Origin of the sequence: Streptomyces sp. NBC_00212 (assembly GCF_045206365.1) — a bacterium.
In the GTDB taxonomy this organism is placed as follows: domain Bacteria; phylum Actinomycetota; class Actinomycetes; order Streptomycetales; family Streptomycetaceae; genus Streptomyces.
The window spans coordinates 6143950-6163804 of record NZ_CP108115.1; the positions used below are offsets into that span (position 1 = coordinate 6143950).

Genomic DNA, 19855 nt, shown 5'->3' on the forward strand with positions numbered 1-19855 from the left:
CGCCCACCGTGCCATCCGGCGGCGTACCGATGGCGCACCGGGGCGAGGTGGGGTGTCCTGGGGGGTGAATCGTTCCGTACCGACCGGGAGAGAAGACCGTGACCATCGCCCTCGACAAGCTGACCGAACCGGCCGTCCGTGCCTTCGTCGGCGCGCTCAACTCCGGTGACCGCCAGGCCTTCGCCGCTGCCCTGACGCCCGGGGCCACCATGTCCGACGACGGTGCGGACCGCGACATCGCCGACTGGACCGAGCGCGAGGTCTTCTCCTCCGGCGGTCACATGGACATCGAGAACCAGACGCACGACGGGCTCGGCCTGGCCGCCAACTACCGCAACGACACCTGGGGCGAGATGCGCACCGCCTGGCGCTTCACCGTCGACGGCGGCAAGGTCAGCCGCTTCGAGACCGGGCAGGCCTGAGCCCGCCCGGCCGCCGCGTCACGCCGGGATGCGGGCGCCCGCGCCGCTCACCCGCACCCGGGCGTCGCCCGCGCGCAGCGTCACGGTGAGCACGCCGGGGCGCCCGAGGTCCTCGCCCTGATGGAGCGTCAGCTCCGACTCCTCGGCGACCAGGCCGAGTTCACGCGCGTACGCCCCGAACGCGGCCGCCGCCGCGCCCGTCGCCGGGTCCTCGACGACCCCGCCGACCGGGAACGGGTCGCGGACGTGGAAGACCGACTCCGATGCGCGCCAGACCAGTTGGACGGTGGTGAGGTCGAGGCGGTGCATCAGCGCGGTCAGCCGGTCGAAGTCGTAGGAGAGGTCCGCGAGGCGCTCGCGGGTGGCCGCGCCCAGGACGAGGTGGCGGGCTCCGGCGAAGGCGATCCGGGGCACGATCGCGGCGTCGAGGTCCTCGGCCGGCCAGTCGAGGGCGGCCAGCGCCTCGGCGAGATCCTTCTCGTCGACGGCCTCGGAGTGCGGCTCGACGCTGGTCAGGGTGGCGCGCAGGCCGCCGGTCGCCGCGTCCTCGGCGACGGTCACCGGAACCGTACCGGCGGGGGTCGCGAACACCAGCTCCCCGGTGCCGATCCGCTCGCCGAGCGCGATCGCCGTCGCCACGGTGGCGTGCCCGCAGAACGGCACCTCGGCCTTCGGGCTGAAGAACCGCAGCGTGAACGCCCGCCCCGGCTCCCCGAGCCCCTCCGGCGGCGCCGTCAGGAACGCCGACTCGCTGTAGCCGAGCTCGGCGGCGATCGCCAGCATCCCGGCGTCGTCGAGCCCCGAGGCGTCCAGGACGACCCCGGCCGGATTGCCCCCGGCGGGGTCGGCGCAGAAGGCGGTGTAGCGGAGGATCTCGGGCTGAGCGTAGGACTGCGCATCGTTCGTCATGATCGCCTCAACTGCCGTACCGGACCGCCTATTCCGGCCACCCGGGAACGGCTCGGCCCCGGCCGATGTGGGCGAGGTCGGTTCAGCCCGGCCGATGTGGGCGCGGCGGGCTCAGCCCCGGCCGATGTACGGCATCGCCGTGGCCAGCACCGTGGCGAACTGCATGTTCGCCTCCAGCGGCAGCTCCGCCATGTGCAGGACCGTCTGCGCCACGTCCCGCGCGTCCATCACCGGCTCCACCGCCAACTCCCCGTTGGCCTGCGGGATCCCGGTCCGCATGCGCTGCGTCATCTCGGTCGCCGCGTTGCCGATGTCGATCTGCCCCACCGCGATCCGGTACCGGCGCCCGTCCAGGGACAGCGACTTGGTGAGCCCCGTCATCGCGTGCTTCGTCGCCGTGTACGCCACCGAGTCCGGCCGCGGGGCGTGCGCCGAGATCGAGCCGTTGTTGATGATCCGCCCGCCCTGCGGATCCTGCTCCTTCATCGCCCGGTACGCCGCCTGCGCGCACAGGAACGCGCCGTTCAGGTTCACGTCGACCACCGAGCGCCACGCCTCGTACGACAGGTCCTCGACCGGCACGCCGCCGGGCCCGAACGTGCCCGCGTTGTTGAACAGCAGGTCCACCCGCCCGTACGCGGCCCCGGTCGCGGCGAACAGCGCGCCGACCTCGTCCGGCGAGGTCACATCCGTACGGACGCAGAGCACGTCGGCGCCCTGGCCGGCCAGGGCCGCGGTCTCCTCCAGGGCCTCGGTACGGCGCCCGGCCAGGGCCACCGACCAGCCCGCGCCGGCCAGCGCGAGGGCCACGGAACGGCCGATGCCGGACCCGGCACCGGTCACGACGGCAGACTTCCGGGGCTTTTGCGAGGTGATGTCCATGAGCCCGGAGCGTACGGGAGCGGCCCGTGCGTGAGACGGCTCGTCCGCGATGTGGGAGGTGCCTGCCACTCATGAGGGAGCCGTGTGACCCGTTCCTCCTTTCCCGTGCCTCCCGGGTGGTCCCGTCATCCGGGTCCGGCTGAGAACATGGTTATTCGATTCAACTTTCAGGAGAGAAACCGATGCCGGAGAGCGGCGGCCAGGACACCCAGGGCCACATATCGACCACGGCCGACGCGAAGGCACCCGGTGCCGTCGCGAGCGCGGCCGTCCGCCGCACGAGTCTCCTGGTCACGCTGGTGCTCGGCGGGCTCACCGCGCTCCCGCCGCTCTCCATGGACATGTACCTGCCGGCCCTGCCGGAGGTCACCGACGCGCTGCGCTCACCCGCCGCCACCGTCCAGCTCACCCTCACCGCGTGCCTGGCCGGCATGGCGCTCGGCCAGCTCGTCGTCGGCCCGATGAGCGACAAGTGGGGACGCCGCCGGCCGCTCCTCATCGGCATGGTCGTGTACGTCCTGGCCACCGCGGTCTGCGCCTTCGCGCCCGACGTCGAACTCCTCATCGGCTTCCGGCTGTTGCAGGGCCTGGCCGGCGCCGCGGGCATCGTGATCGCCCGCGCCGTGGTGCGCGACCTCTACGACGGTGTCGAGATGGCCCGCTTCTTCTCCACCCTGATGCTGATCTCCGGCGTGGCCCCCGTGGTGGCCCCGCTGATCGGCGGACAGGTGCTGCGGCTCACCGACTGGCGCGGCGTCTTCGCCGTACTGACCGTGATCGGCGTGCTGCTCACCGCCGTCGTGTGGAAGTGGCTGCACGAGACGCTGCCCGCGGAGCGGCGCCACTCCGGCGGCGTCGGAGAGGCCCTGCGCACCATGGGCGGCCTGCTGAAGGACCGGGTCTTCACCGGCTACATGCTCGCGGGCGGCCTCGCCTTCGCCGCCCTGTTCGCCTACATCTCCGCCTCCCCCTTCGTGGTGCAGGAGATCTACGACGCCTCCCCGCAGACCTTCTCCCTGCTGTTCGGCCTGAACTCGGTCGGCCTGGTCGTCGTCGGCCAGATCAACGGCAAGCTGCTCATCGGCCGGGTCAGCCTGGACAAGGCGCTCGGCTTCGGGCTCGCCGTCATCACCCTGGCGGCGACGGCGCTGCTCCTCATGACCTCCGGCGTGTTCGGCGAGGTGGGCCTCGCGCCGATCGCGGCCGGTCTGTTCGTGCTCATGTCGGCGATGGGTCTCGTCCTGCCGAACACCAACGCCCAGGCCCTGATGCGCACCCCCAACGCGGCCGGTTCCGCCTCCGCGCTGCTCGGCACGTCCTCGTTCCTGGTCGGCGCGGTGGCATCGCCGCTGGTCGGCATCGCGGGCGAGGCGACGGCCGTGCCCATGGCGGTCGTCCAGCTCGCCTCGGCCGTCGCCGCGCTGCTCTGCTTCCTGCTCCTGTGCCGGCCCTGGCAGCGCAAGAACGAGTCCCTCACCGCGGCGTCCGGAGACCCGGCGCGGCAAAAGTAGACTCCCCCGGTGAACCACTCCCTCCCCGTCCCGGACGCCCTGCGCTCGGCGCTCGCCGGACTGCTCGACGGCCTCCCTCCCTCGCAGACCGCGGGCGCCGTCGACCGGCTGATCAGCCACTACCGCGGCGTCGTCCCCACCCACGCCCCGGTGCTGCGCGACCGCTCCGACGTCGCCGCCTACGCCGCGTACCGGATGCCCGCCACCTTCGAGGCGGTGCGCTCCGCGCTCGACGCGTTCCGGGACGCGACCGGACCCTGGACCCCCGCCACGCACACCGACATCGGCGGCGGCACCGGCGCCGCGAGCTGGGCGGTCGCCGAGGCCTGGGAGGACGCGGACACCCCCGTCGCCACCACCGTCCTGGACTGGGCGGAACCCGCGCTGGCCATCGGCCGCGAACTCGCCGAGGCCTCCGGGCTGCCCGGCCTGCGCACCGCCCGCTGGGAACGCGCCCGCATCGGCTCGGCCCTCACCCTGGGCAACTGTGACCTCGTCACCGTCTCGTACGTCCTGAACGAGCTCACCCCCGACGACCGCCGCACCCTGGTCGACGCGGCAGCCGCGGCGGCGACCGGCGCCGTCGTCATCGTCGAGCCCGGCACCCCCGACGGCTACGCCCGCATCATCGAGGCGCGGGACCGCCTCATCGCGGCGGGCCTGCGCGTCGCCGCGCCCTGCCCGCACAGCGCCGCCTGCCCCATCGAGCCCGGCACCGACTGGTGCCACTTCTCGGCCCGGGTCAGCCGCTCCTCGCTGCACCGCCAGGTCAAGGGCGGCTCACTGGCGTACGAGGACGAGAAGTTCAGCTACGTCGCCGCCACGCTCCCCCAAGCTTTCAAGGAGCAGGGAGGGACCCCCATCACCCCGGAACCCGCCCCGGCCCGGGTCATCCGGCGGCCGCAGATCCGCAAGGGGCAGGTGCTGCTCGACCTGTGCACGGCCGAGGAGCAGCTGCGCCGCGAGACGGTCAGCAAGCGGCACGGGGCGCTGTACCGGGCGGCCCGGGATGCCGAGTGGGGCGACCCCTGGCCGCCCCACTCCACTCAGTCGCCCTCCTAGTCAGGAACGCAGTTCCTGGGTGCAGCACTTCACGCTGCCGCCGCCCTTGAGCAGCTCGCCCAGGTCCATGCCGATCGGCTCGTACCCGCGGGCGCGCAGCGGGTCGAAGAGGCCGATGGCACCGTGGGGGAGCAGGACGTGGTGTCCGTCGCTCACCGCGTTGAGCCCGAGCGCTGCCGCGTCCGGCTCCTCGGCGATCAGCGCGTGCGGGAACAGCCGGGACAGCACCGCCCGGCTGCCGGGCGAGAAGGCCGGCGGGTAGTACATGATCTCGTCGGCCGAGTCGTCCAGGACGCACAGGGCCGTGTCCAGGTGGTAGTAGCGCGGGTCGACGAGATCCAGCCCGATGACCGGGCGCCCGAAGAACTCCTGGGCCTCGTCGTGCGAGAGCGGGCTGGACCGGAAGCCGCGCCCGGCCAGCAGGTACGAGTCGGTGACGGCGAAGTCGCCCTCGCCCTCGTTGATGTGCGAGGGCTCGTGGACGGCGGTGAAGCCGTGCGCCCGGAACCAGTCGAGGTGGACCTCGGCCTCCGCCGCGCGCTCGGGATGCGCGAAGCGGGCGCCGAGCACCCGGTTGTCGATCACGGTGGCCCCGTTGGCGGCGAAGACCATGTCGGGCAGCTCGGGACGGGGGTCGAGCAGCTCGACGGTGTGGCCGAGCGAGCGGTAGCGGTCGCGCAGGTCCTCCCACTGGGCCAGGGCCAGCGGCAGATCGACCGGCTTCTCGGGGTCCATCCAGGGGTTGATGGAGTACGTGACCTTGAAGTGTGCCGGTGGGCACATCAGATAGCGCCGGGGTCGGGCGGTTCTCGGGGTGCTGAGGTCACGGGCTTCACGAGGCAATGAGGGCTCCTCACGGGCGACTTGGGCCGCACGGGTGCGCGGCCGCGTGCAGCCCATGGTCCGCCGTGACGGGCGTCCGCGCAGTGAACCGTCCGGGTATTTTTCCCCTGGCCCACCTCCTGGCCCACCCCCTGGACGGCCTCCTGGGGCTCCGCCCCGGACCCGCCGCGGAATCGACCCGCGCCGCTCACGCGGAGGTCGTCCGATGGTCACGGGCGGGTCATGTCACACACCCCGGATGTCCGGTGCGGTCACCCGGGGAGCAGGATGGTGGGACGATGTTCCTCGTGGACAAGAGTCCCTAGTGGATGAAAGTCCCTCGGGGTCGACGGTGAGGTGAGGGGATAGATGGGCGCTGAGTTCGGCCGTTCCCGCGGCGAGGAGAGCAAACTGTCCCGCTGGCTGCGCAGGCGGCCCAAGGACGCTCCGGGCGCGGACCAGGGCCGGCTCGGCCTGCTGCTGGCCGTGGCCGCCGCCGACCTGCCCCTGGCGCCCGCCGCGTACCCCGTCGGCTACTCGTGTTCCTGCGAGCGGATGGGGTGTCCCACGCCCGCCCGCCACCCCGTCTCCTTCGCCTGGCAGACGCAGTCCACCACCGACCGCGCGCAGATCGAGCGCTGGGCGCTCGGGCAGCCCGAGGCCAACTTCATCACCGCGACCGGCATGGTCCACGACGTGCTCGACGTACCGCTCGAAGCGGGGCGCGAGGCGCTCGCCCGGCTCCTGTCCGAGGGGATCGACGTCGGGCCCGTCGCCGAGGCCGCCGGAGACGGCGACCACGGGCGGATGCTCTTCTTCACCGCGACCCGGGGTACGCCCGAGGACGAGGACGAGTGGTGGCCCTGCGAGCTCGACTGCCACCCCGAGACGATGGACGAGCATCCGGGGCTGCGGTGGCACTGCCGGGGGAGCTACGTCCTCGTGCCGCCCGCGCGGCTGCCGGGGGAGCTTGAAGTGGGGTGGGTCCGGGGGCCGGAGCACGCGCTGGTGGATCCGCTCACGTTGCTTGAGGCGCTGACGGACGCGTGTGCGCGGTACGCGGGGGATGCGGGCCCCCACGCGGCAGCTTGGCCCCTGGGCCGGTAGGCCCCGCCCCGCCCCTTCCCTAAACCCGCCGGGGGTGGGTGAGTAAGGGAAGCTCCGTCTCCTGGGGCTCCGCCCCAGACCCCGTATCACGCCTGAAGGGCGCTCGTCCTCAAACACCGGACGGGCTGGGTATGGCCGTAAGGCATGCTGTTAGGGGCGCGGGGAACTGCGCGACCAGCCACGCACGGTCCGCAGCTGAAGGACCTCAGGGGTCTGGGGCTGAAGCCCCGGGAAGCCCGCTAGCACACCCTGCCAGGGGCGCGGGGAACTGCGCGAGCAAGTACGCACGGTCCGCAGTGGACATCGGGTTTAGGGGCGCGGGGAACTGCGCAATACGCCCCTCGCGGAGTGCTACTCCCCCTTCATCGCCACAACCCCCTGCACCCGGTTCGCCACCAGGACCTTGCCCTGGGGCGGGACCAGGGCCAGTTCGTTGGAGATCCACTCCCTGGTCAGGGAGGATGTGACCTGGCCGGTCAGCAGGGCCTTCTCGTCGGGGGAGATGTCCAGGCGGACGCCCTTCGCGGCGGTCTGGCGCTCGAAGTGGCGGGCCGCGAAGAAGACCAGGGCGCGGTTGTCCGTGGTGCGCAGGCCCAGCGGGGCGAAGTCGCCCTCGGTCAGGGGCTGGTCGAGGAACTGGCTGATCCGGCCGGACCGTACCGCGTTCTTCTGGCGGGCGTCGCGCCAGCCGCTGGTGTGCTCGCCGTCCGCGAACACGGGCGGTTTGCCGTCCTGGAGGTAGGAGGCGTAGTCCGCGCTCAGGTCCTTGGGGGCGACCGCGAGCGAGGGGTCGTCGGGGCTCACCGGCTCGGCCCAGCCGTCCTTGTCCGTCTTGAAGGCGGGGACGTCCTTGACGCCCAGGATGGAGAGGTAGGCGAGCTTCCACACCTGCTCGGGGCCGCTGCGTATGAAGAGCAGCAGCCAGCGGGTGTCGTTCGGGCCCTTGTCGTCCTGGTCGCGGTTGGAGTCGGTGTCGGCGACGAACCAGCGCGGCCAGCCGGCCTGTTTGGGGATGGTGTACTTGGCGTCCGTCAGGGTCAGCGTCGAGTGCCGGGCGTTGCCGCCCGGGTTCGTCGCATGTGCGGCCGTGAAGCCCGCCTGCGTGGTGGCGCCGAACGCGCCGGTGACCCGGCCCGCGTCCAGGGCCGGGTCGTACGCCTTGTCCGCCTTGTTGTAGGCGTCGGTGAACGCGGTGAGCGCCTCGGCGGCCTCAGCCTTCGTCGCCGACGGTACGACTTCCCGCTCCCCGTGCACCGTCACGCAGCCGCTCGCGGTCACCGTCAGTACGGTCGCCGTCACGAGCCCCGCCGTCAGCCGACTCACCCTGCTCATGAACCGCCTTCTGCCCCTCGACCCTCGTCGTCCCCTCGGACTTCCGGAACCCTACCGGGGCGAAGAACAACACGAGCGTGGGGATCAGGTACAGCGCCCAGACCACGACCTGGACGACGGTCGGATCGGGCTGGAAGTTGAAGACGCCCTTGAGCAGGGTGCCGTACCAGCTGTCCGGCTCGATCGTCGAACTGATGTCGAAGGCAAGGGAGTTGATGCCCGGCAGGAAGTCCGCCTCCTGGAGGTCGTGCACTCCGTACGCGAGGACGCCCGCCGCGACGACCACCAGCATGCCGCCGGTCCACGTGAAGAACTTCGCCAAGTTGATCTTCAAGGCGCCGCGGTAGAACAGCCAGCCCAGGAACACCGCGGTGGCCAGGCCGAGCAGGGCGCCGATCATGGGCTCGGAGGTGCCGTTCTCGGAACCGGCGGCGTGCACCGAGGTCCACACGAACAGCGCGGTCTCCAGGCCCTCCCGGCCGACCGCGAGGAACGCGGTCGCGACCAGCGCGCCGGTGCCCATGCGCAGCGCCGAGTCGAGCTTGCCGTGGAGCTCGGTCTTCAGGTGCCGCGCGGTGCGCCGCATCCAGAACACCATCCAGGTGACCAGGCCGACGGCGACGATCGACAGCGAACCGCCGAGCGCCTCCTGGGCCTTGAACGTCATCTCCTGGGAGCCGAATTCGAGCCCGGCGCCGAACGCGAACGCCACGACGACGGCCACGCCCACACCGATCCACACCGGCTTCAGGGCGTCCCGGCGGTCGGTCTTCACCAGGTACGCGACCAGGATGCACACGACCAGGCTCGCTTCGAGACCCTCGCGCAGGCCGATCAGATAGTTGGCGAACATGTCTCCCTCTCAGCCGAAGAGTCCCCGGCCCCACCAGTCGCCCTTGTCGCGGACGCCCGGCGGGACCGCGAAAATCGCCGAACCCACGTGCTGGATGTATTCGTTGAGCGCGTCGTGGCGGGCCAGAGCGCGCTGGATCGGCAGGAACCCTTTGCGCACGTCGCGCTGGTAGGCCAGGAAGAACAGGCCCGCGTCCAGGCGGCCGAGGCCGTCCGTGCCGTCCGTGAAGGAGTAGCCGCGGCGCAGGATCCGGGCGCCGTCGTTGGAGTCGGGGTGCGCGAGGCGGACGTGCGCGGTCGGCTTCATCGCCTTCAGGAACGGCTCGTCGCGCTCCTTGGCCTTGCCGACCGGGGCGCCCTCGCCCTTGTCGCGGCCGAACACGTCCTCCTGCTCCTGGAGCGAGGTGCGGTCCCAGGTCTCGATGTGCATCCGGATGCGGCGGGCCACCAGGTAGGAGCCGCCGGTCATCCAGTCGCCGCCGTCCTTGGCGCCGACCCAGACGTGGTCGTCGAGGGCCTTGGCGTCGGTGCCCGAGACGTTCCGGGTGCCGTCCTTGAAGCCCATCATGTTGCGCGGGGTCTGCGCGTCCGGCGTCGTCGAGGACGTCTTGCCGAAGCCGAGCTGCGACCAGCGGATGGCGACCTTGCCCATGCCGATGCGGGCCAGGTTGCGGATCGCGTGCACCGCGACCTGCGGGTCGTCCGCGCAGGCCTGGACGCACAGGTCGCCGCCGCTGCGCGCCGCGTCCAGGTTGTCGCCGGGGAACTGCTCGATGTCGACCAGCGCCTCGGGCCGCTTGCCTTCGAGGCCGAAGCGGTCCTTGGCGAAGAGGGAGGGGCCGACACCGAAGGTCAGGGTCAGCCGGGACGGCTTGAGGCCGAGCGCCTCGCCGGTGTCGTCCGGCGGCGCCTCGGCGAGCCCGCCGTAGGCGCCCTCGCCGACCGGCTTGCCCTCGGTCATCGCGGCGGCCGCCGCCGTCCAGTCCTTGAGGAGCTGGACGAGTTCGGCGCGTTCCTTCGTCGTCACGTCGAAGGCGGCGAAGTGCAGCCGGTCCTGGACGGCGGTGGCTATGCCGGCCTGGTGGTCGCCGTGGAAGGGCACCGCGGCGCCCGTGTCCGCGGCGGGCACCGCGTCGCTGCCACCGCCCTTGACGAGGGCGACAGTGCCGCCGGCCGCAGCCGCGCCGAGCGCGAGCCCCGCGCCGCCCCAGCCGAGCAGCGCCCGGCGCGAGGGGGCCCTGCCGGGGCCGGTGACCTCGGTCGTTTCGCTCATGACGGATCTCCTCCTGGCTCCGGGCGTTACTTCGTGACGGCGGCGGCGAGCTTCGACAGCGGCTCGGCGAGCGCGTTCACCGTGTCGGAGAGCTGCTTGCGGTCACCCTCGCCGACCTTGTCGTACGAGGTGAAGTCGTAGGAGGTCTTGTCCGTGCGGTACTTGTCGAGCAGCGTGTTCAGGGCCGCGAACTGCTTGTCCAGCTCGGTGGTGAGCGCCGCGTCGTTCTTCGAGGCGACCGGCTTGAGCAGCTCGTACGCCTTCTGCGCGCCCTCGACGTTGCCCTTGAAGTCGGACAGGTCGGTGTGGCTGTAGCGGTCCTCCTCACCGGTGATCTTCCCGGTGGCGACCTCGTCGAGGAGCTCCTTGGCGCCGTTGGCCATCGAGGTCGGGGTGATCTCGGCGGTGCCGACCCGCTTCTGCCAGTCCGCCAGGTCCTTGTCGAGCTGGGTGGCGAGGCCCTTCTCGTCCGGGCCGATCTTGTTGTCGGCCCAGAGGGACTTTTCCAGACGGTGCCAGCCGGTCCACTTCTGGCCCTTCTCCAGGCCGTCCTCGCGGGTGTCGGTCAACGGGTCGATGTCACCGAAGGACTCGGCGACCGGCTCGGTGCGCTCCCAGCCCAGGCGCGAGGGGGCGAACGCCTTCTTGGCGGCCTCCAGGTCGCCGGCCCGCACCGCGTCGGTGAAGACCTTGACCTTGGGCAGCGTCTCGTCGGCCTGCTCCTGGGCGTACTTGCGGTACTCGGCGACGGCCGTGTCCAGCTGCGGGTTGCGCTTGACGGCGGCGCCGCCGGTGACGTTGACCTTCTGGCGGATGCCGTCGCCCTTCATGCCGGGCTTGCAGGCGACCTCGTAGGAGCCGGCCTTGACCTCGGCGGTGAGCTGCTGCTTGAGGCCCGGGCCTATGTTCTCGCGCTCGGCGACGATGCGGTCGTCGGGGAAGAGCAGGTAGACCTCGGTGACCTTGGAGCCCTTGTTCTCGATGTCGAACTTGACGTGACCGGCCGGGAAGTCCGTCTTCGAGAGCTTGCAGGAGCTGTCGGTGGCGGTCACCTGGATCGCGTCACCGGCGCCGCCCGACTTGGCGTCGCTCTTGTCGGCGCAGCCCGTGACGGCGGTCAGGGCCGCGACGGCAGCGGCGGCGGTGACTACGGAGGTACGGACGGGTCGCATGCGGGCTCCACGCTGAGTTCAGGGTCGAACAGGTCGACTGAGGCGGACCTAACTTAACCGAGCCTTACCTCACCGATACCCACTGGGTGCGTGATTCAGCTCTCACCGGTCACGGCCTGGTCACGGGTCGCGCCGGGGCACGACCAGCGGCGTGCCCGTGCGGGGATGCGCGAGCACCTCCACGGGCTGCCGGTAGACCCGGCCGATCAGCTCCGCGTCCAGCACCGCGCGGGGCGGCCCCTCGGCCGCGAGCCGCCCGTCGTGCAGCACGACGACCCGGTCCGCGTACGCCGCCGCCAGACCCAGGTCGTGCAGGACGACCACGACGGCGTCCCCGGCGTGGGCCCGCTCGCGGCAGTTCCGCAGCACCAGCTCCTGGTGGCGCAGGTCGAGCGCGGCCGTCGGCTCGTCGAGCAGCAGCACCGGGGCCCGCTGGGCGAGCACCCGGGTCAGCGCCACCCGGGCCCGCTCGCCGCCGGACAGCGCGTCGAAGGGCCGCCCGGCGAACCCGGTCACCTCGGTGGCCGCCATCGCGTCCGCCATCACCGCGTCGTCCTCGTCCTCGCGTACGGTCCCGGCCCACGGCGCCCGGCCCATCCGGACGACCTCCTCGACCGCGAAGGGGAAGGAGAGCGAGGCCTGCTGTGGCAGTACGGCCCGGCGCAGCGCGAGTTCGGGCGCTGGCCAGTCCGCGAGCGGCCGCCCGTCGATCCGTACGCCCCCCGAGTTTGCGGGCACATCGCCCGCGAGGGCGGCGAGCAGCGTCGACTTGCCCGCCCCGTTGGGCCCGACGAGCGCCACGACCTCGCCGGCCCGGACCTGGAGGCCGACCCCGTCGAGCACCGGACGCCCGCCGAGCTCCACCCTCAACTCACTTGCCTCCAGGGCTACTTGACCAGGTTCGGGCGGAACGGGAAGGGCCCGCGGGCCGCGTACGGAGAAGAGGGATTTCAGGGCGCTCATGCCCAACCGCCTTGCTTGCGCCGGGTCCTGCGCAGGAGCCAGAAGAAGAACGGGCTGCCGAACAGGGCGGTCAGGACGCCAAGGGGCAGTTCGGCGGGCGCGGCCACCGTGCGGGCCGCGAGGTCGCCCGCCATCAGTACGACGGCGCCGCCGAGCGCGCTGCCAGGCACCAGGAAGCGGTGCCCGGGGCCGGCCGCCATGCGCAGCAGATGCGGCACGAGCAGTCCGACGAACGTGATGATCCCGGCCACCGCGACGGCGGCCGCGGTGAGCAGCGCGACGACGAGGACGAGCACGATCCGCAGCCGCTCGACATCGACACCGAGATGACGGGCGGGGCGTTCGCCGAGCGCAAGGAGGTCGAGCTCGCGCGCGTGCAGCGGGGCGATGGCCAGCCCCGCCAGGGCGCACGGCAGTACGGCGAGGACCTTGGGCCAGGTGGCCTGGGCCAGGGACCCCAGCTGCCAGAAGGTGATCTGTGAAATCTGCGCGTTGTCCGCGAAGAAGATGAACAGGCCGATCAGAGCGCCCGCGAAGAAGATGAACAGGCCGATCAGAGCGCCCGCGAAGGCGTTCACGGCGATGCCGGTCAGGATGAGCGTGACGACCTCGGTGCGGCCGCCCGACCGGGACAAGACGTACACGAGCAGGACGGTGACCAGGCCCGCCGTGAACGCGCAGAACGTGATGGTCCGGTTGCCGAAGAAGCTCAGGCCGAGCGCGATCGAGCCGACCGCGCCGGCCGCGGCACCCGCCGAGATCCCGATCACGCCGGGCTCGGCGAGCGGGTTGCCGAACACGCCCTGCATGAGCGCGCCCGCACAGCCGAGCGAGGCGCCGACGAGCAGCGCGAGCACGACGCGGGGGAGCCGCACGTTCCACAGCACGCTCTCGCCGACCCGGCCGAGCGGCTGCCCGCCGAGCCCGGCCCGGTGCCGCACCGAGCCGAGCACGTCGCCGAGCGGGATGTGGTACGCCCCGAGCCCGGCGGAAAGCAGCGCGAGCACAAGGAGGGCGGCAAGCAGAACTGCCGTGAGGAGGAAGGGAGTTGAGCACTTCGCCGTCCGCTGCGGTGGCGCGGGATCGGCCGTGACGTCGGGAGCCTCGGTCGTCGCCGTCACTTCTTCGGCTCCGCGTACAGCTGGTCCACGAGGGACCCCAGGACCTGGTCGGTGCGCGGGCCGTAGTTGAGCAGCACGCCGTCGTCGATGGAGACGACCCGGCGGTCGAGGCCCGCCGGAGTCTCGGCGACACCCGGCACCTTCAGGAGGCCGTCGATGCCGCCGACGGATGCGAGTCCCTTGCTCATCACGAGGATGGCGTCCGGGGCAGCTTTCGCGAGAGCCTCGCTGGTGATCGCGGTGAAGTCCTTGGCCAGGCCGGACTCCTTGCCCGCGTCGACGCCACCCGCGGCCTCGATGAGAGAGGCGGCACCGGAGTCCGCCCCGCCGAGCAGATAGACGGAGGCCGAACCGCGCAGATAGAGAAAGGCGACCCGGGGCTTCGCCCGGCCCTTGGGCGCGGCGGCCCGTACCGCCGAAATCATCTGATCCGTACGGGACTTGAGCTCGGCTCCGGCACCGGGCACGCCCAGGGCTGCGGCCACCGCCCCGATCCTGCGGTCCACGTCGGCGAGGCTTTTGGCGGGCTCGACCACGACCAGCGGTATCCCGGCGGCCCGGATCTGATCGACCGCCTCGGCCGGTCCCGTCGTGGTGTCGGCGAGCACCAGCGTCGGCCTCAGGGACAGGACGCTCTCGGCCGAGACGTCGTGCGCCCGCGTCACCACCGGCAGCTTCGCGGCCTGTTCGAAGGTGGCCGTGATGTCCCTGGCCACCACGTGTTCGCCGAGCCCGAGCGTGAACACGAGCTCGCTGAGGGAGCCGGTGAGCGGCACGATCCGGTCGGCGGACCTCACCTCGACCTGCTTGCCGTCCGCGGACTTCACGGTGACGGGCAGCCGGGGCGCGGGAGTTGTGGCCAGCGGCTCGACCCGGTCCGCGGCGGCCTTAGCCCCGGCGGCCGGGGCGGCCGTCCCCGTACTCGAACCGCCGCCGCAGCCGGTGAGGGTGAGGGCGAGCGCACAGAGCAGCGCACCCGCGAGAAGTCCTGGTCTGCGCACCGGGTGCACCGTCCTTCGCTCGGTCGTGGTGGGCGGTGCACGGGACTTCCGGCACGGCCTGACATAGCTTAGGTTAGCCTTACCTAAGCCGCCAAGTCTTGTGGCCTGCCCTTTCCCGGAGGGATCCCTCATGCCTTCGTCCAGACCCGCCCGGGTGCTCGTCCTCGCGCTGCTCGCGGCCGTGCTCGGGGCGCTGCTTCCGGCCGCCGCCGCGCATGCCGCGGAGCGCACGGTGCGGGGCGGCCGGCTCGACTGGGGGATCAAGTCGTCCTTCCAGAGCTATGTCACCGGGCCGGTGGCGCACGGCAGTTGGAGCCTGACGGGCGGCGCCGCCACGGTCGGCGACAGCCGGTTCCGCTTCCATTCCGCGACCGGCGCCTACGACCCGGACAGCGGGGACTTCCGGTCCGCCTTCTCCGGCGGCGTCCACTTCACCGGCCACCCGAAACCCGACGGCACCCATGAGCTCGACCTCACCGTCGCCCGGCCGTCGGTCCGGATCGAGAGCGGCAAGGGAACCCTCTATGCCGACATGACCAGCAAGGCGAAGGGCGGCGGGCAGGCCACCACCCGGCCCCAAGTGCCGCTCGCCTCGCTGGCGCTCGCCGGGATCAACCTCAAGGGCGGTTCCACCCCCATCGCCCTCGACAACATCCCGGCGACGCTGACATCCCAGGGCGCCGCCGCGTTCGCGGGCTACTACCCGGCGGGCACGGCACTCGACCCGGTGAGCCTGTCCGTGGACACGGAGGGCGCACCCGAGGCCTCCAACTCGGCCGCGGGAGTCGCTTTCGTGCTGGTGCGCAGGCGCGGGGCGGCCGCCGCTGATGAGCCCGGCCGCTGATGAGCCCGCTGACAACTGACGGCTGACAACTGACGGTCGACAGATGGCAGATGCCAATCGACAACTGACAGATTTCCGCGCCCCCTTTCCCACCTCCCACCTCCCTCCCTCACTCCCTTCCCCGAAGAGCACTCTCAAGGAGACCCGGATCATGCCCGTCACCCCTCGTCGACGACGCTCCGTGGCCCTCGCGGCCGCCGTCGCCACCGCAGCCTCGCTGGGCAGCACCGTCCCCGCCTTCGCGGCGCCGGTGGCCGAAGGCGCCCCGCCGAAGCTGGAGTTGAAGGACGGCACCCTCGACTGGGGCTTCCGCGAGAGCTTCCGCAAGTACGTCGGAGCGGCCGGGCGGATCACGGTCGCGGACGGCGCGAAGCAGGCCGCCGCCAACGGCGTGTTCACCTTCACCGGCGGTACGGGCACGTACGACACGACCACCCACAACACCAGCAACACCTTCAAGGGCGGCGTCCGCTTCGAGGCGCACGGCGGGGTTCTCGACATCAAGCTGTCCGACCTGAAGGTCGCCACCACCAGCACCAAGGGGGCGGTCACCGCCGACATCACCACCAAGGACCCGGCGGGCAAGGACCGGGTCCAGGACGACGTGGCGCTCGCCGACCTCGACCTGTCGAAGGTGCGGCCCGGCGGTGGCGCGGGCGGCGCGATGGTCTTCAAGGAGATCCCGGCCGCGCTGACCAAGGCGGGGGCCGCGGCCTTCAACGGCCAGTACAAGGAGGGCGATCCGCTCGACCCGGCGACCCTGACGGTGACCCCCGTGGCGACGCCGAGCAAGCCGGATCCGGGGAAGCCCGGCCCGGGTAAGCCGAAGCCGTCCAAGGAGCCCGAGCCCGCGCCCGCGCCCGGCGCCGCCGCCCAGGGCAAGGCCGTCGACGGCCGGCTCACCTGGGGCCTGAAGGAGTCGTTCCGCCGCTACGTCAACAGTGGTGGCGCCACCTCGGCGGCCGACGGGGCGAGCAAGAAACGCGAGCTCTTCGACTTCTCCTTCGGCAAGGCCGACCTCGACACCAAGGCCCGCACGCTCGACGCGGCCTTCAAGGGCAGCGTCAACTTCCGCTATCCGGCACACCAGTTGGAGATGAAGTTCAGCGACCTCAAGGTCAAGGCCACCGGAGACAAGGGGACCCTGGTGCTCGACGTCACCACCCCGAAGGGCAAGAAGGACGACATCGCCTTCGCGACGCTCGACCTCGCCAAGGCCGACTACACCGCGAAGAACGGCGTGGTGCGCCTGGCCGCGGTCCCGGCCGCCTTCACGGCCGAGGGCGCGGCCGCGTTCGCCAACGACACGACGGGTTCGATGTACAAGGCGGGCGAGGCGATCGACCCGCTCGACCTCGCCTTCACGGTGCGGGACGGCGCGACCCTGCCCGCGGGCTCCGGCACGGGGTCCGGCTCCGGTACGGGAACGGCGTCCACCACCCCGTCCGGCACGGTCGGCGCCTCGGTCGGCGGGAGTGCCGCCCTTGCCGCGACCGGCGCCGACATCCCGACCGGCGCCCTGCTGGGAGCGGCCGGTGCGGTGGCCGCCGTCGGCGGCGCGATGCTGTTCGCCGCGAGGCGCCGCCGGGCCTGACCCTCTCGACGGGCAGGGCCGCACCCCCGACCGGAGGGTGCGGCCCTGCCTGCTGCTTCAATGCGTCCGTGAGTGAACGAGACGTACTGATCGACGTGCTCAGGGTCTTCTGCGGCCCCGACGGCCGGCACGGCAACGCCCTCGCAGTGGTGCGCGAAGGCGCGGACGTGCCCGGCGAGGCGGCCCGGCAGGAGCTGGCGCGTCAACTCGGCTTCAGCGAGACCGTGTTCGTGGACGACCCCGAGCGCGGCACCGTCGACATCTACACCCCGGGACTGCGCCTTCCGTTCGCCGGGCATCCGGTGGTGGGCGCCGCGTGGCTCCTCGACCTGGACGTCCTCGAACTCCCCGTGGGTGACGTCTTCGCCCGCCAGGACGGCGAGTTCACCTGGATCACGGCCCGAGCCGGCTGGGCCCCACCGCGCACCCTGCGCCAGTACGCCTCGGCTGCCGAGGTGGACGCGCTGGCGGTCCCCGAGCCGGGGGAGTGGATATACGCCTGGTCCTGGCAGGACGAGGCGGCAGGCCGGGTGAGGGCGAGGGCCTTCCCGGGCCGGGGCGACGGAATCGACGAGGACGAGGCGACAGGAGCGGCCGCCCTCCTGCTGACCCACCAGTTGGGCCGAGCCCTGAACATCACCCAGGGCCGGGGCTCCCAACTCCTGACAGCCCCGGGCCCGGACGACACGATCGAGCTAGGCGGCCGGGTACTACTGGAACGCGCCATGCCCCGCCCCCCGTCCTGACATCGCCCGGCTCAGCCAACGGGTACTGGGCGCCCTGCAGGGGCGCGAGGAACCGCGCGAGCAACCACGCACGGCCCGCAGGTGACATGGGGTTTTAGGGGCGCGGGGAACTGCGCGAGCACCACGCACGGCCCGAGGTCGAAAGAGGGGTTAGGGGCGCGGGGAACTGCGCAAAAGCCCCCAACCGCCCCGCACCCAAAACTCGCCCCCCTCGCGGAGCGCTACGCGCTGAGCGGGAACTCCTCCCCCAGCTCCCTGAACACAGCCGTGTTCAAAGCAAAAGCCCGCTTGCACTCCTCGACAACCCGCCGCTTCTCCAGCTCATCCGCGCGCAGAGCGTCGAGCAGTACGCGATAACCCCGCTTGAACGCCGCCGGGTTGGCGATCCCCTCGAAGACGTAGAACCGTACGCCGTCGCCCTTGCGGGCGAACCCCCACGTCCGCTCCGCCTTGTCGCGAATGATCTGCCCGCCCGACAGGTCGCCGAGATAGCGCGTGTAGTGGTGCGCCACATATCCGGCGGGCCAGGTCCGCGCGCATTCGGCGACGCGCGCCGCGTACGCGGCCGTCGCGGGCAGCGGGGTCGCGCCGCGCTGCCAGTCGGTGCCGCGCAGGTGGGCCAGGTCCCGCTCAAGGGAGGCCGTGCGCATCAGCTCGGGCCGTATGAACGGCCCCGCCACCGGGTCGGCGGCGAGTGCGGAGGCGCCCTCCTCCAGGGCCCGGTACACGAACCAGAGCTGCTCGGTGTAGCGGGCGTACGCGTCGACCCCGAGCCGGCCGCCGAGCAGATCGCCCATGAACGTCGACGTCTCCGCCTCCGTGTGCTGCTCGTGCGAGGCAGTACGGATGAGGGTGGAGAAGGGCGTGGTCGCGGTGGTGGTCAAGGCGGGCCTCCGGGGACCGAGGGGTGCGGGAACCAGTTGGATCGTCTCAAGTTAGGGTTACCTAAGTCAACTGGTTCCCGACGTCCTGTCGGTAAAAACGTACCCCGTGGGGCCGGGGCGCAACACCCCATCAAAAAATCCCGCCCGGCCCGGGTCCGGCGGCACGGGACTACGGCAGCGTGAGGATCTCCGCGCCCGTCTCCGTGACCACCAGCGTGTGCTCGAACTGGGCCGTGCGCCTGCGGTCCTTGGTGACGACCGTCCAGCCGTCCTCCCACATGTCGTACTCGTGGGTGCCGAGCGTCAGCATCGGCTCGATGGTGAAGGTCATGCCGGGCTTGATCACGGTGGTCGCGTGCGGGGCGTCGTAGTGCGGCACGATCAGGCCGGAGTGGAAGGCCGTGCTGATGCCGTGGCCCGTGAAGTCCCGCACGACGCCGTAGTCGAAGCGCTTGGCGTACGACTCGATGACCCGGCCGATGATGTTGATCTGGCGGCCCGGCCGGACCGCCTTGATCGCGCGGTTGAGGGACTCCCGGGTCCGCTCGACGAGCAGCTTCGACTCCTCGTCTACGTCGCCGCAGAAGTAGGTGGCGTTGTTGTCGCCGTGCACGCCGCCGATGTACGCGGTGACGTCCAGGTTCACGATGTCGCCGTCCTTGAGGACGGTCGAGTCGGGGATGCCGTGGCAGATGACCTCGTTGACCGAGGAGCACAGCGACTTGGGGAAGCCGCGGTAGCCGAGCGTGGAGGGGTAGGCGCCGTGGTCGCACATGAACTCGTGCGCGACCCGGTCGAGCTCGTCCGTCGTCACCCCCGGCGCGATGTGCTTGGCCGCCTCCTCCATGGCCCGCGCCGCGATCCGGCCGGCGATCCGCATCAGCTCGATCGTTTCGGCGGTCTGCACTTCGGGGCCGGTGTACGGCGTGGGCATGGGCTTCCCGACGTACTCGGGACGCCGGATACGACCCGGGACGGAACGGGCCGGAGAGATCTCCCCGGGCACGAGCAGGGACTGCGACTTCGGCTGGCCAGACATGCCGGCGAGTCTATCGAGCGGGTGTGGGGCAGCATGGCCTTGAGGCACCCGGCCACCGTCCCAGGGAAGAGGCACCCATGGCTCTGTTCAAGAAGCGCACGGTCGGCAAACCCGGCGAGTGGTTCTACTGCCTGGTCCACCACAAGGTCGAGGAGGGCCCCGAGTGCCCGGCCAAGGACCGCTTCGGGCCGTACGCGACGCGCGAGGAGGCCGAGCACGCCATGCAGAGCGCGCAGGAGCGGAACCTGGAGTGGGAGAACGACCCCAAGTGGCACGACAAGTCGGCGCCGCAGGACGGCGAAGAGTGAGCCGCCGCTGA

General features: G+C 71.7%; 19 protein-coding genes and 1 pseudogene. 8 read left to right on the top strand and 12 right to left on the bottom strand.

The window, feature by feature from the left end:
• Positions 1-98: 98 nt before the first annotated feature.
• A complete protein-coding gene (locus OHA17_RS28050; RefSeq protein ID WP_406508868.1) occupies positions 99-422 on the top strand; it encodes a nuclear transport factor 2 family protein in 324 nt (107 codons plus the stop codon).
• Positions 423-440: 18 nt separating this feature from the next.
• Here OHA17_RS28050 and OHA17_RS28055 read toward each other — a convergent pair whose 3' ends face one another.
• Both OHA17_RS28055 and OHA17_RS28060 read right to left on the bottom strand, forming a co-directional pair.
• The gene (locus OHA17_RS28055; RefSeq protein WP_406508869.1) at positions 441-1331 is read right to left on the bottom strand and encodes a PhzF family phenazine biosynthesis protein; all 891 of its coding nucleotides are present in this window, start codon (positions 1329-1331) and stop codon (positions 441-443) included.
• Between the two features lie 111 nt (positions 1332-1442).
• Positions 1443-2213 carry an SDR family oxidoreductase gene (locus OHA17_RS28060; protein WP_406508870.1) on the bottom strand — a complete coding sequence of 257 codons (771 nt, stop codon included), beginning with the start codon at positions 2211-2213 and terminating at the stop codon, positions 1443-1445.
• Between the two features lie 182 nt (positions 2214-2395).
• On the opposite strand from OHA17_RS28060, the gene OHA17_RS28065 reads away from it, so the two are divergent.
• The gene (locus OHA17_RS28065) at positions 2396-3724 is read left to right on the top strand and encodes a Bcr/CflA family multidrug efflux MFS transporter (protein ID WP_406508871.1); all 1329 of its coding nucleotides are present in this window, start codon (positions 2396-2398) and stop codon (positions 3722-3724) included.
• Positions 3725-3733: 9 nt separating this feature from the next.
• Positions 3734-4786: a small ribosomal subunit Rsm22 family protein gene (locus OHA17_RS28070; RefSeq protein WP_406508872.1), complete on the top strand. Its 1053-nt coding sequence runs from the start codon at positions 3734-3736 to the stop codon at positions 4784-4786.
• Here the strand turns inward: OHA17_RS28070 and ddaH are convergent, their stop codons facing one another.
• On the bottom strand, positions 4787-5629 hold the full coding sequence (ddaH, locus tag OHA17_RS28075) for a dimethylargininase (RefSeq protein WP_406508873.1): 843 nt from the start codon (positions 5627-5629) through the stop codon (positions 4787-4789).
• A gap of 348 nt (positions 5630-5977) precedes the next feature.
• On the opposite strand from ddaH, the gene OHA17_RS28080 reads away from it, so the two are divergent.
• Positions 5978-6715 (top strand): bifunctional DNA primase/polymerase, encoded by a 738-nt coding sequence (locus OHA17_RS28080; protein ID WP_053723912.1) that lies wholly within the window; start codon positions 5978-5980, stop codon positions 6713-6715.
• A 351-nt stretch (positions 6716-7066) separates the two neighbouring features.
• Here the strand turns inward: OHA17_RS28080 and OHA17_RS28085 are convergent, their stop codons facing one another.
• From OHA17_RS28085 to OHA17_RS28115, 7 genes are all read right to left on the bottom strand, one after another.
• Positions 7067-8038 (bottom strand): hypothetical protein, encoded by a 972-nt coding sequence (locus OHA17_RS28085; protein WP_406510831.1) that lies wholly within the window; start codon positions 8036-8038, stop codon positions 7067-7069.
• Complete coding sequence (gene efeU, locus OHA17_RS28090; protein ID WP_398871256.1) at positions 7926-8900, bottom strand: iron uptake transporter permease EfeU; 975 nt, start codon at positions 8898-8900, stop codon at positions 7926-7928. Before efeU ends, OHA17_RS28085 begins: the two co-directional genes overlap by 113 nt.
• A gap of 9 nt (positions 8901-8909) precedes the next feature.
• A complete protein-coding gene (gene efeB, locus OHA17_RS28095) occupies positions 8910-10172 on the bottom strand; it encodes an iron uptake transporter deferrochelatase/peroxidase subunit (RefSeq protein ID WP_406508874.1) in 1263 nt (420 codons plus the stop codon).
• A 26-nt stretch (positions 10173-10198) separates the two neighbouring features.
• On the bottom strand, positions 10199-11344 hold the full coding sequence (efeO, locus tag OHA17_RS28100) for an iron uptake system protein EfeO (RefSeq protein ID WP_406508875.1): 1146 nt from the start codon (positions 11342-11344) through the stop codon (positions 10199-10201).
• Between the two features lie 120 nt (positions 11345-11464).
• The gene (locus tag OHA17_RS28105) at positions 11465-12307 is read right to left on the bottom strand and encodes a heme ABC transporter ATP-binding protein (protein WP_406508876.1); all 843 of its coding nucleotides are present in this window, start codon (positions 12305-12307) and stop codon (positions 11465-11467) included.
• The gene (locus OHA17_RS28110) at positions 12304-13428 is read right to left on the bottom strand and encodes a FecCD family ABC transporter permease (protein WP_406508877.1); all 1125 of its coding nucleotides are present in this window, start codon (positions 13426-13428) and stop codon (positions 12304-12306) included. The genes OHA17_RS28105 and OHA17_RS28110 overlap by 4 nt, the downstream gene beginning before the upstream one ends.
• Positions 13425-14438: a hemin ABC transporter substrate-binding protein gene (locus OHA17_RS28115; protein WP_406508878.1), complete on the bottom strand. Its 1014-nt coding sequence runs from the start codon at positions 14436-14438 to the stop codon at positions 13425-13427. Before OHA17_RS28115 ends, OHA17_RS28110 begins: the two co-directional genes overlap by 4 nt.
• 121 nt (positions 14439-14559) lie before the next feature.
• On the opposite strand from OHA17_RS28115, the pseudogene OHA17_RS28120 reads away from it, so the two are divergent.
• From OHA17_RS28120 to OHA17_RS28130, 3 genes and pseudogenes are all read left to right on the top strand, one after another.
• A pseudogene (locus tag OHA17_RS28120) lies at positions 14560-15204 on the top strand (HtaA domain-containing protein); the annotation flags it as partial.
• A gap of 220 nt (positions 15205-15424) precedes the next feature.
• The gene (locus tag OHA17_RS28125; RefSeq protein ID WP_406508879.1) at positions 15425-16867 is read left to right on the top strand and encodes an HtaA domain-containing protein; all 1443 of its coding nucleotides are present in this window, start codon (positions 15425-15427) and stop codon (positions 16865-16867) included.
• Between the two features lie 68 nt (positions 16868-16935).
• Positions 16936-17613: a PhzF family phenazine biosynthesis protein gene (locus OHA17_RS28130; protein ID WP_406508880.1), complete on the top strand. Its 678-nt coding sequence runs from the start codon at positions 16936-16938 to the stop codon at positions 17611-17613.
• Between the two features lie 221 nt (positions 17614-17834).
• On the opposite strand, the gene OHA17_RS28135 is transcribed toward OHA17_RS28130, so the two are convergent.
• Complete coding sequence (locus OHA17_RS28135; protein WP_406508881.1) at positions 17835-18497, bottom strand: heme oxygenase (biliverdin-producing); 663 nt, start codon at positions 18495-18497, stop codon at positions 17835-17837.
• Positions 18498-18666: 169 nt separating this feature from the next.
• The gene (gene map / locus OHA17_RS28140) at positions 18667-19536 is read right to left on the bottom strand and encodes a type I methionyl aminopeptidase (protein WP_398871233.1); all 870 of its coding nucleotides are present in this window, start codon (positions 19534-19536) and stop codon (positions 18667-18669) included.
• 77 nt (positions 19537-19613) lie between these two features.
• Here map and OHA17_RS28145 point away from each other — a divergent pair, with 77 nt between their 5' ends.
• Complete coding sequence (locus OHA17_RS28145) at positions 19614-19844, top strand: hypothetical protein (protein WP_053723921.1); 231 nt, start codon at positions 19614-19616, stop codon at positions 19842-19844.
• The last annotated feature ends 11 nt before the right edge of the window (positions 19845-19855 follow it).

What these genes read in the sequence shown, in the direction of transcription:
- map (WP_398871233.1), bottom strand. Translation starts at nt 19,536, where the DNA reads ATGTCTGGCCAGCCGAAGTCGCAGTCCCTGCTCGTGCCCGGGGAGATC.
- OHA17_RS28065 (WP_406508871.1), top strand. Translation starts at nt 2,396, where the DNA reads ATGCCGGAGAGCGGCGGCCAGGACACCCAGGGCCACATATCGACCACG.
- OHA17_RS28060 (WP_406508870.1), bottom strand. Translation starts at nt 2,213, where the DNA reads ATGGACATCACCTCGCAAAAGCCCCGGAAGTCTGCCGTCGTGACCGGT.
- OHA17_RS28105 (WP_406508876.1), bottom strand. Translation starts at nt 12,307, where the DNA reads ATGAGCGCCCTGAAATCCCTCTTCTCCGTACGCGGCCCGCGGGCCCTT.
- efeB (WP_406508874.1), bottom strand. Translation starts at nt 10,172, where the DNA reads ATGAGCGAAACGACCGAGGTCACCGGCCCCGGCAGGGCCCCCTCGCGC.
- OHA17_RS28145 (WP_053723921.1), top strand. Translation starts at nt 19,614, where the DNA reads ATGGCTCTGTTCAAGAAGCGCACGGTCGGCAAACCCGGCGAGTGGTTC.
- OHA17_RS28125 (WP_406508879.1), top strand. Translation starts at nt 15,425, where the DNA reads ATGCCCGTCACCCCTCGTCGACGACGCTCCGTGGCCCTCGCGGCCGCC.
- efeO (WP_406508875.1), bottom strand. Translation starts at nt 11,344, where the DNA reads ATGCGACCCGTCCGTACCTCCGTAGTCACCGCCGCCGCTGCCGTCGCG.
- OHA17_RS28080 (WP_053723912.1), top strand. Translation starts at nt 5,978, where the DNA reads ATGGGCGCTGAGTTCGGCCGTTCCCGCGGCGAGGAGAGCAAACTGTCC.
- efeU (WP_398871256.1), bottom strand. Translation starts at nt 8,900, where the DNA reads ATGTTCGCCAACTATCTGATCGGCCTGCGCGAGGGTCTCGAAGCGAGC.
- OHA17_RS28055 (WP_406508869.1), bottom strand. Translation starts at nt 1,331, where the DNA reads ATGACGAACGATGCGCAGTCCTACGCTCAGCCCGAGATCCTCCGCTAC.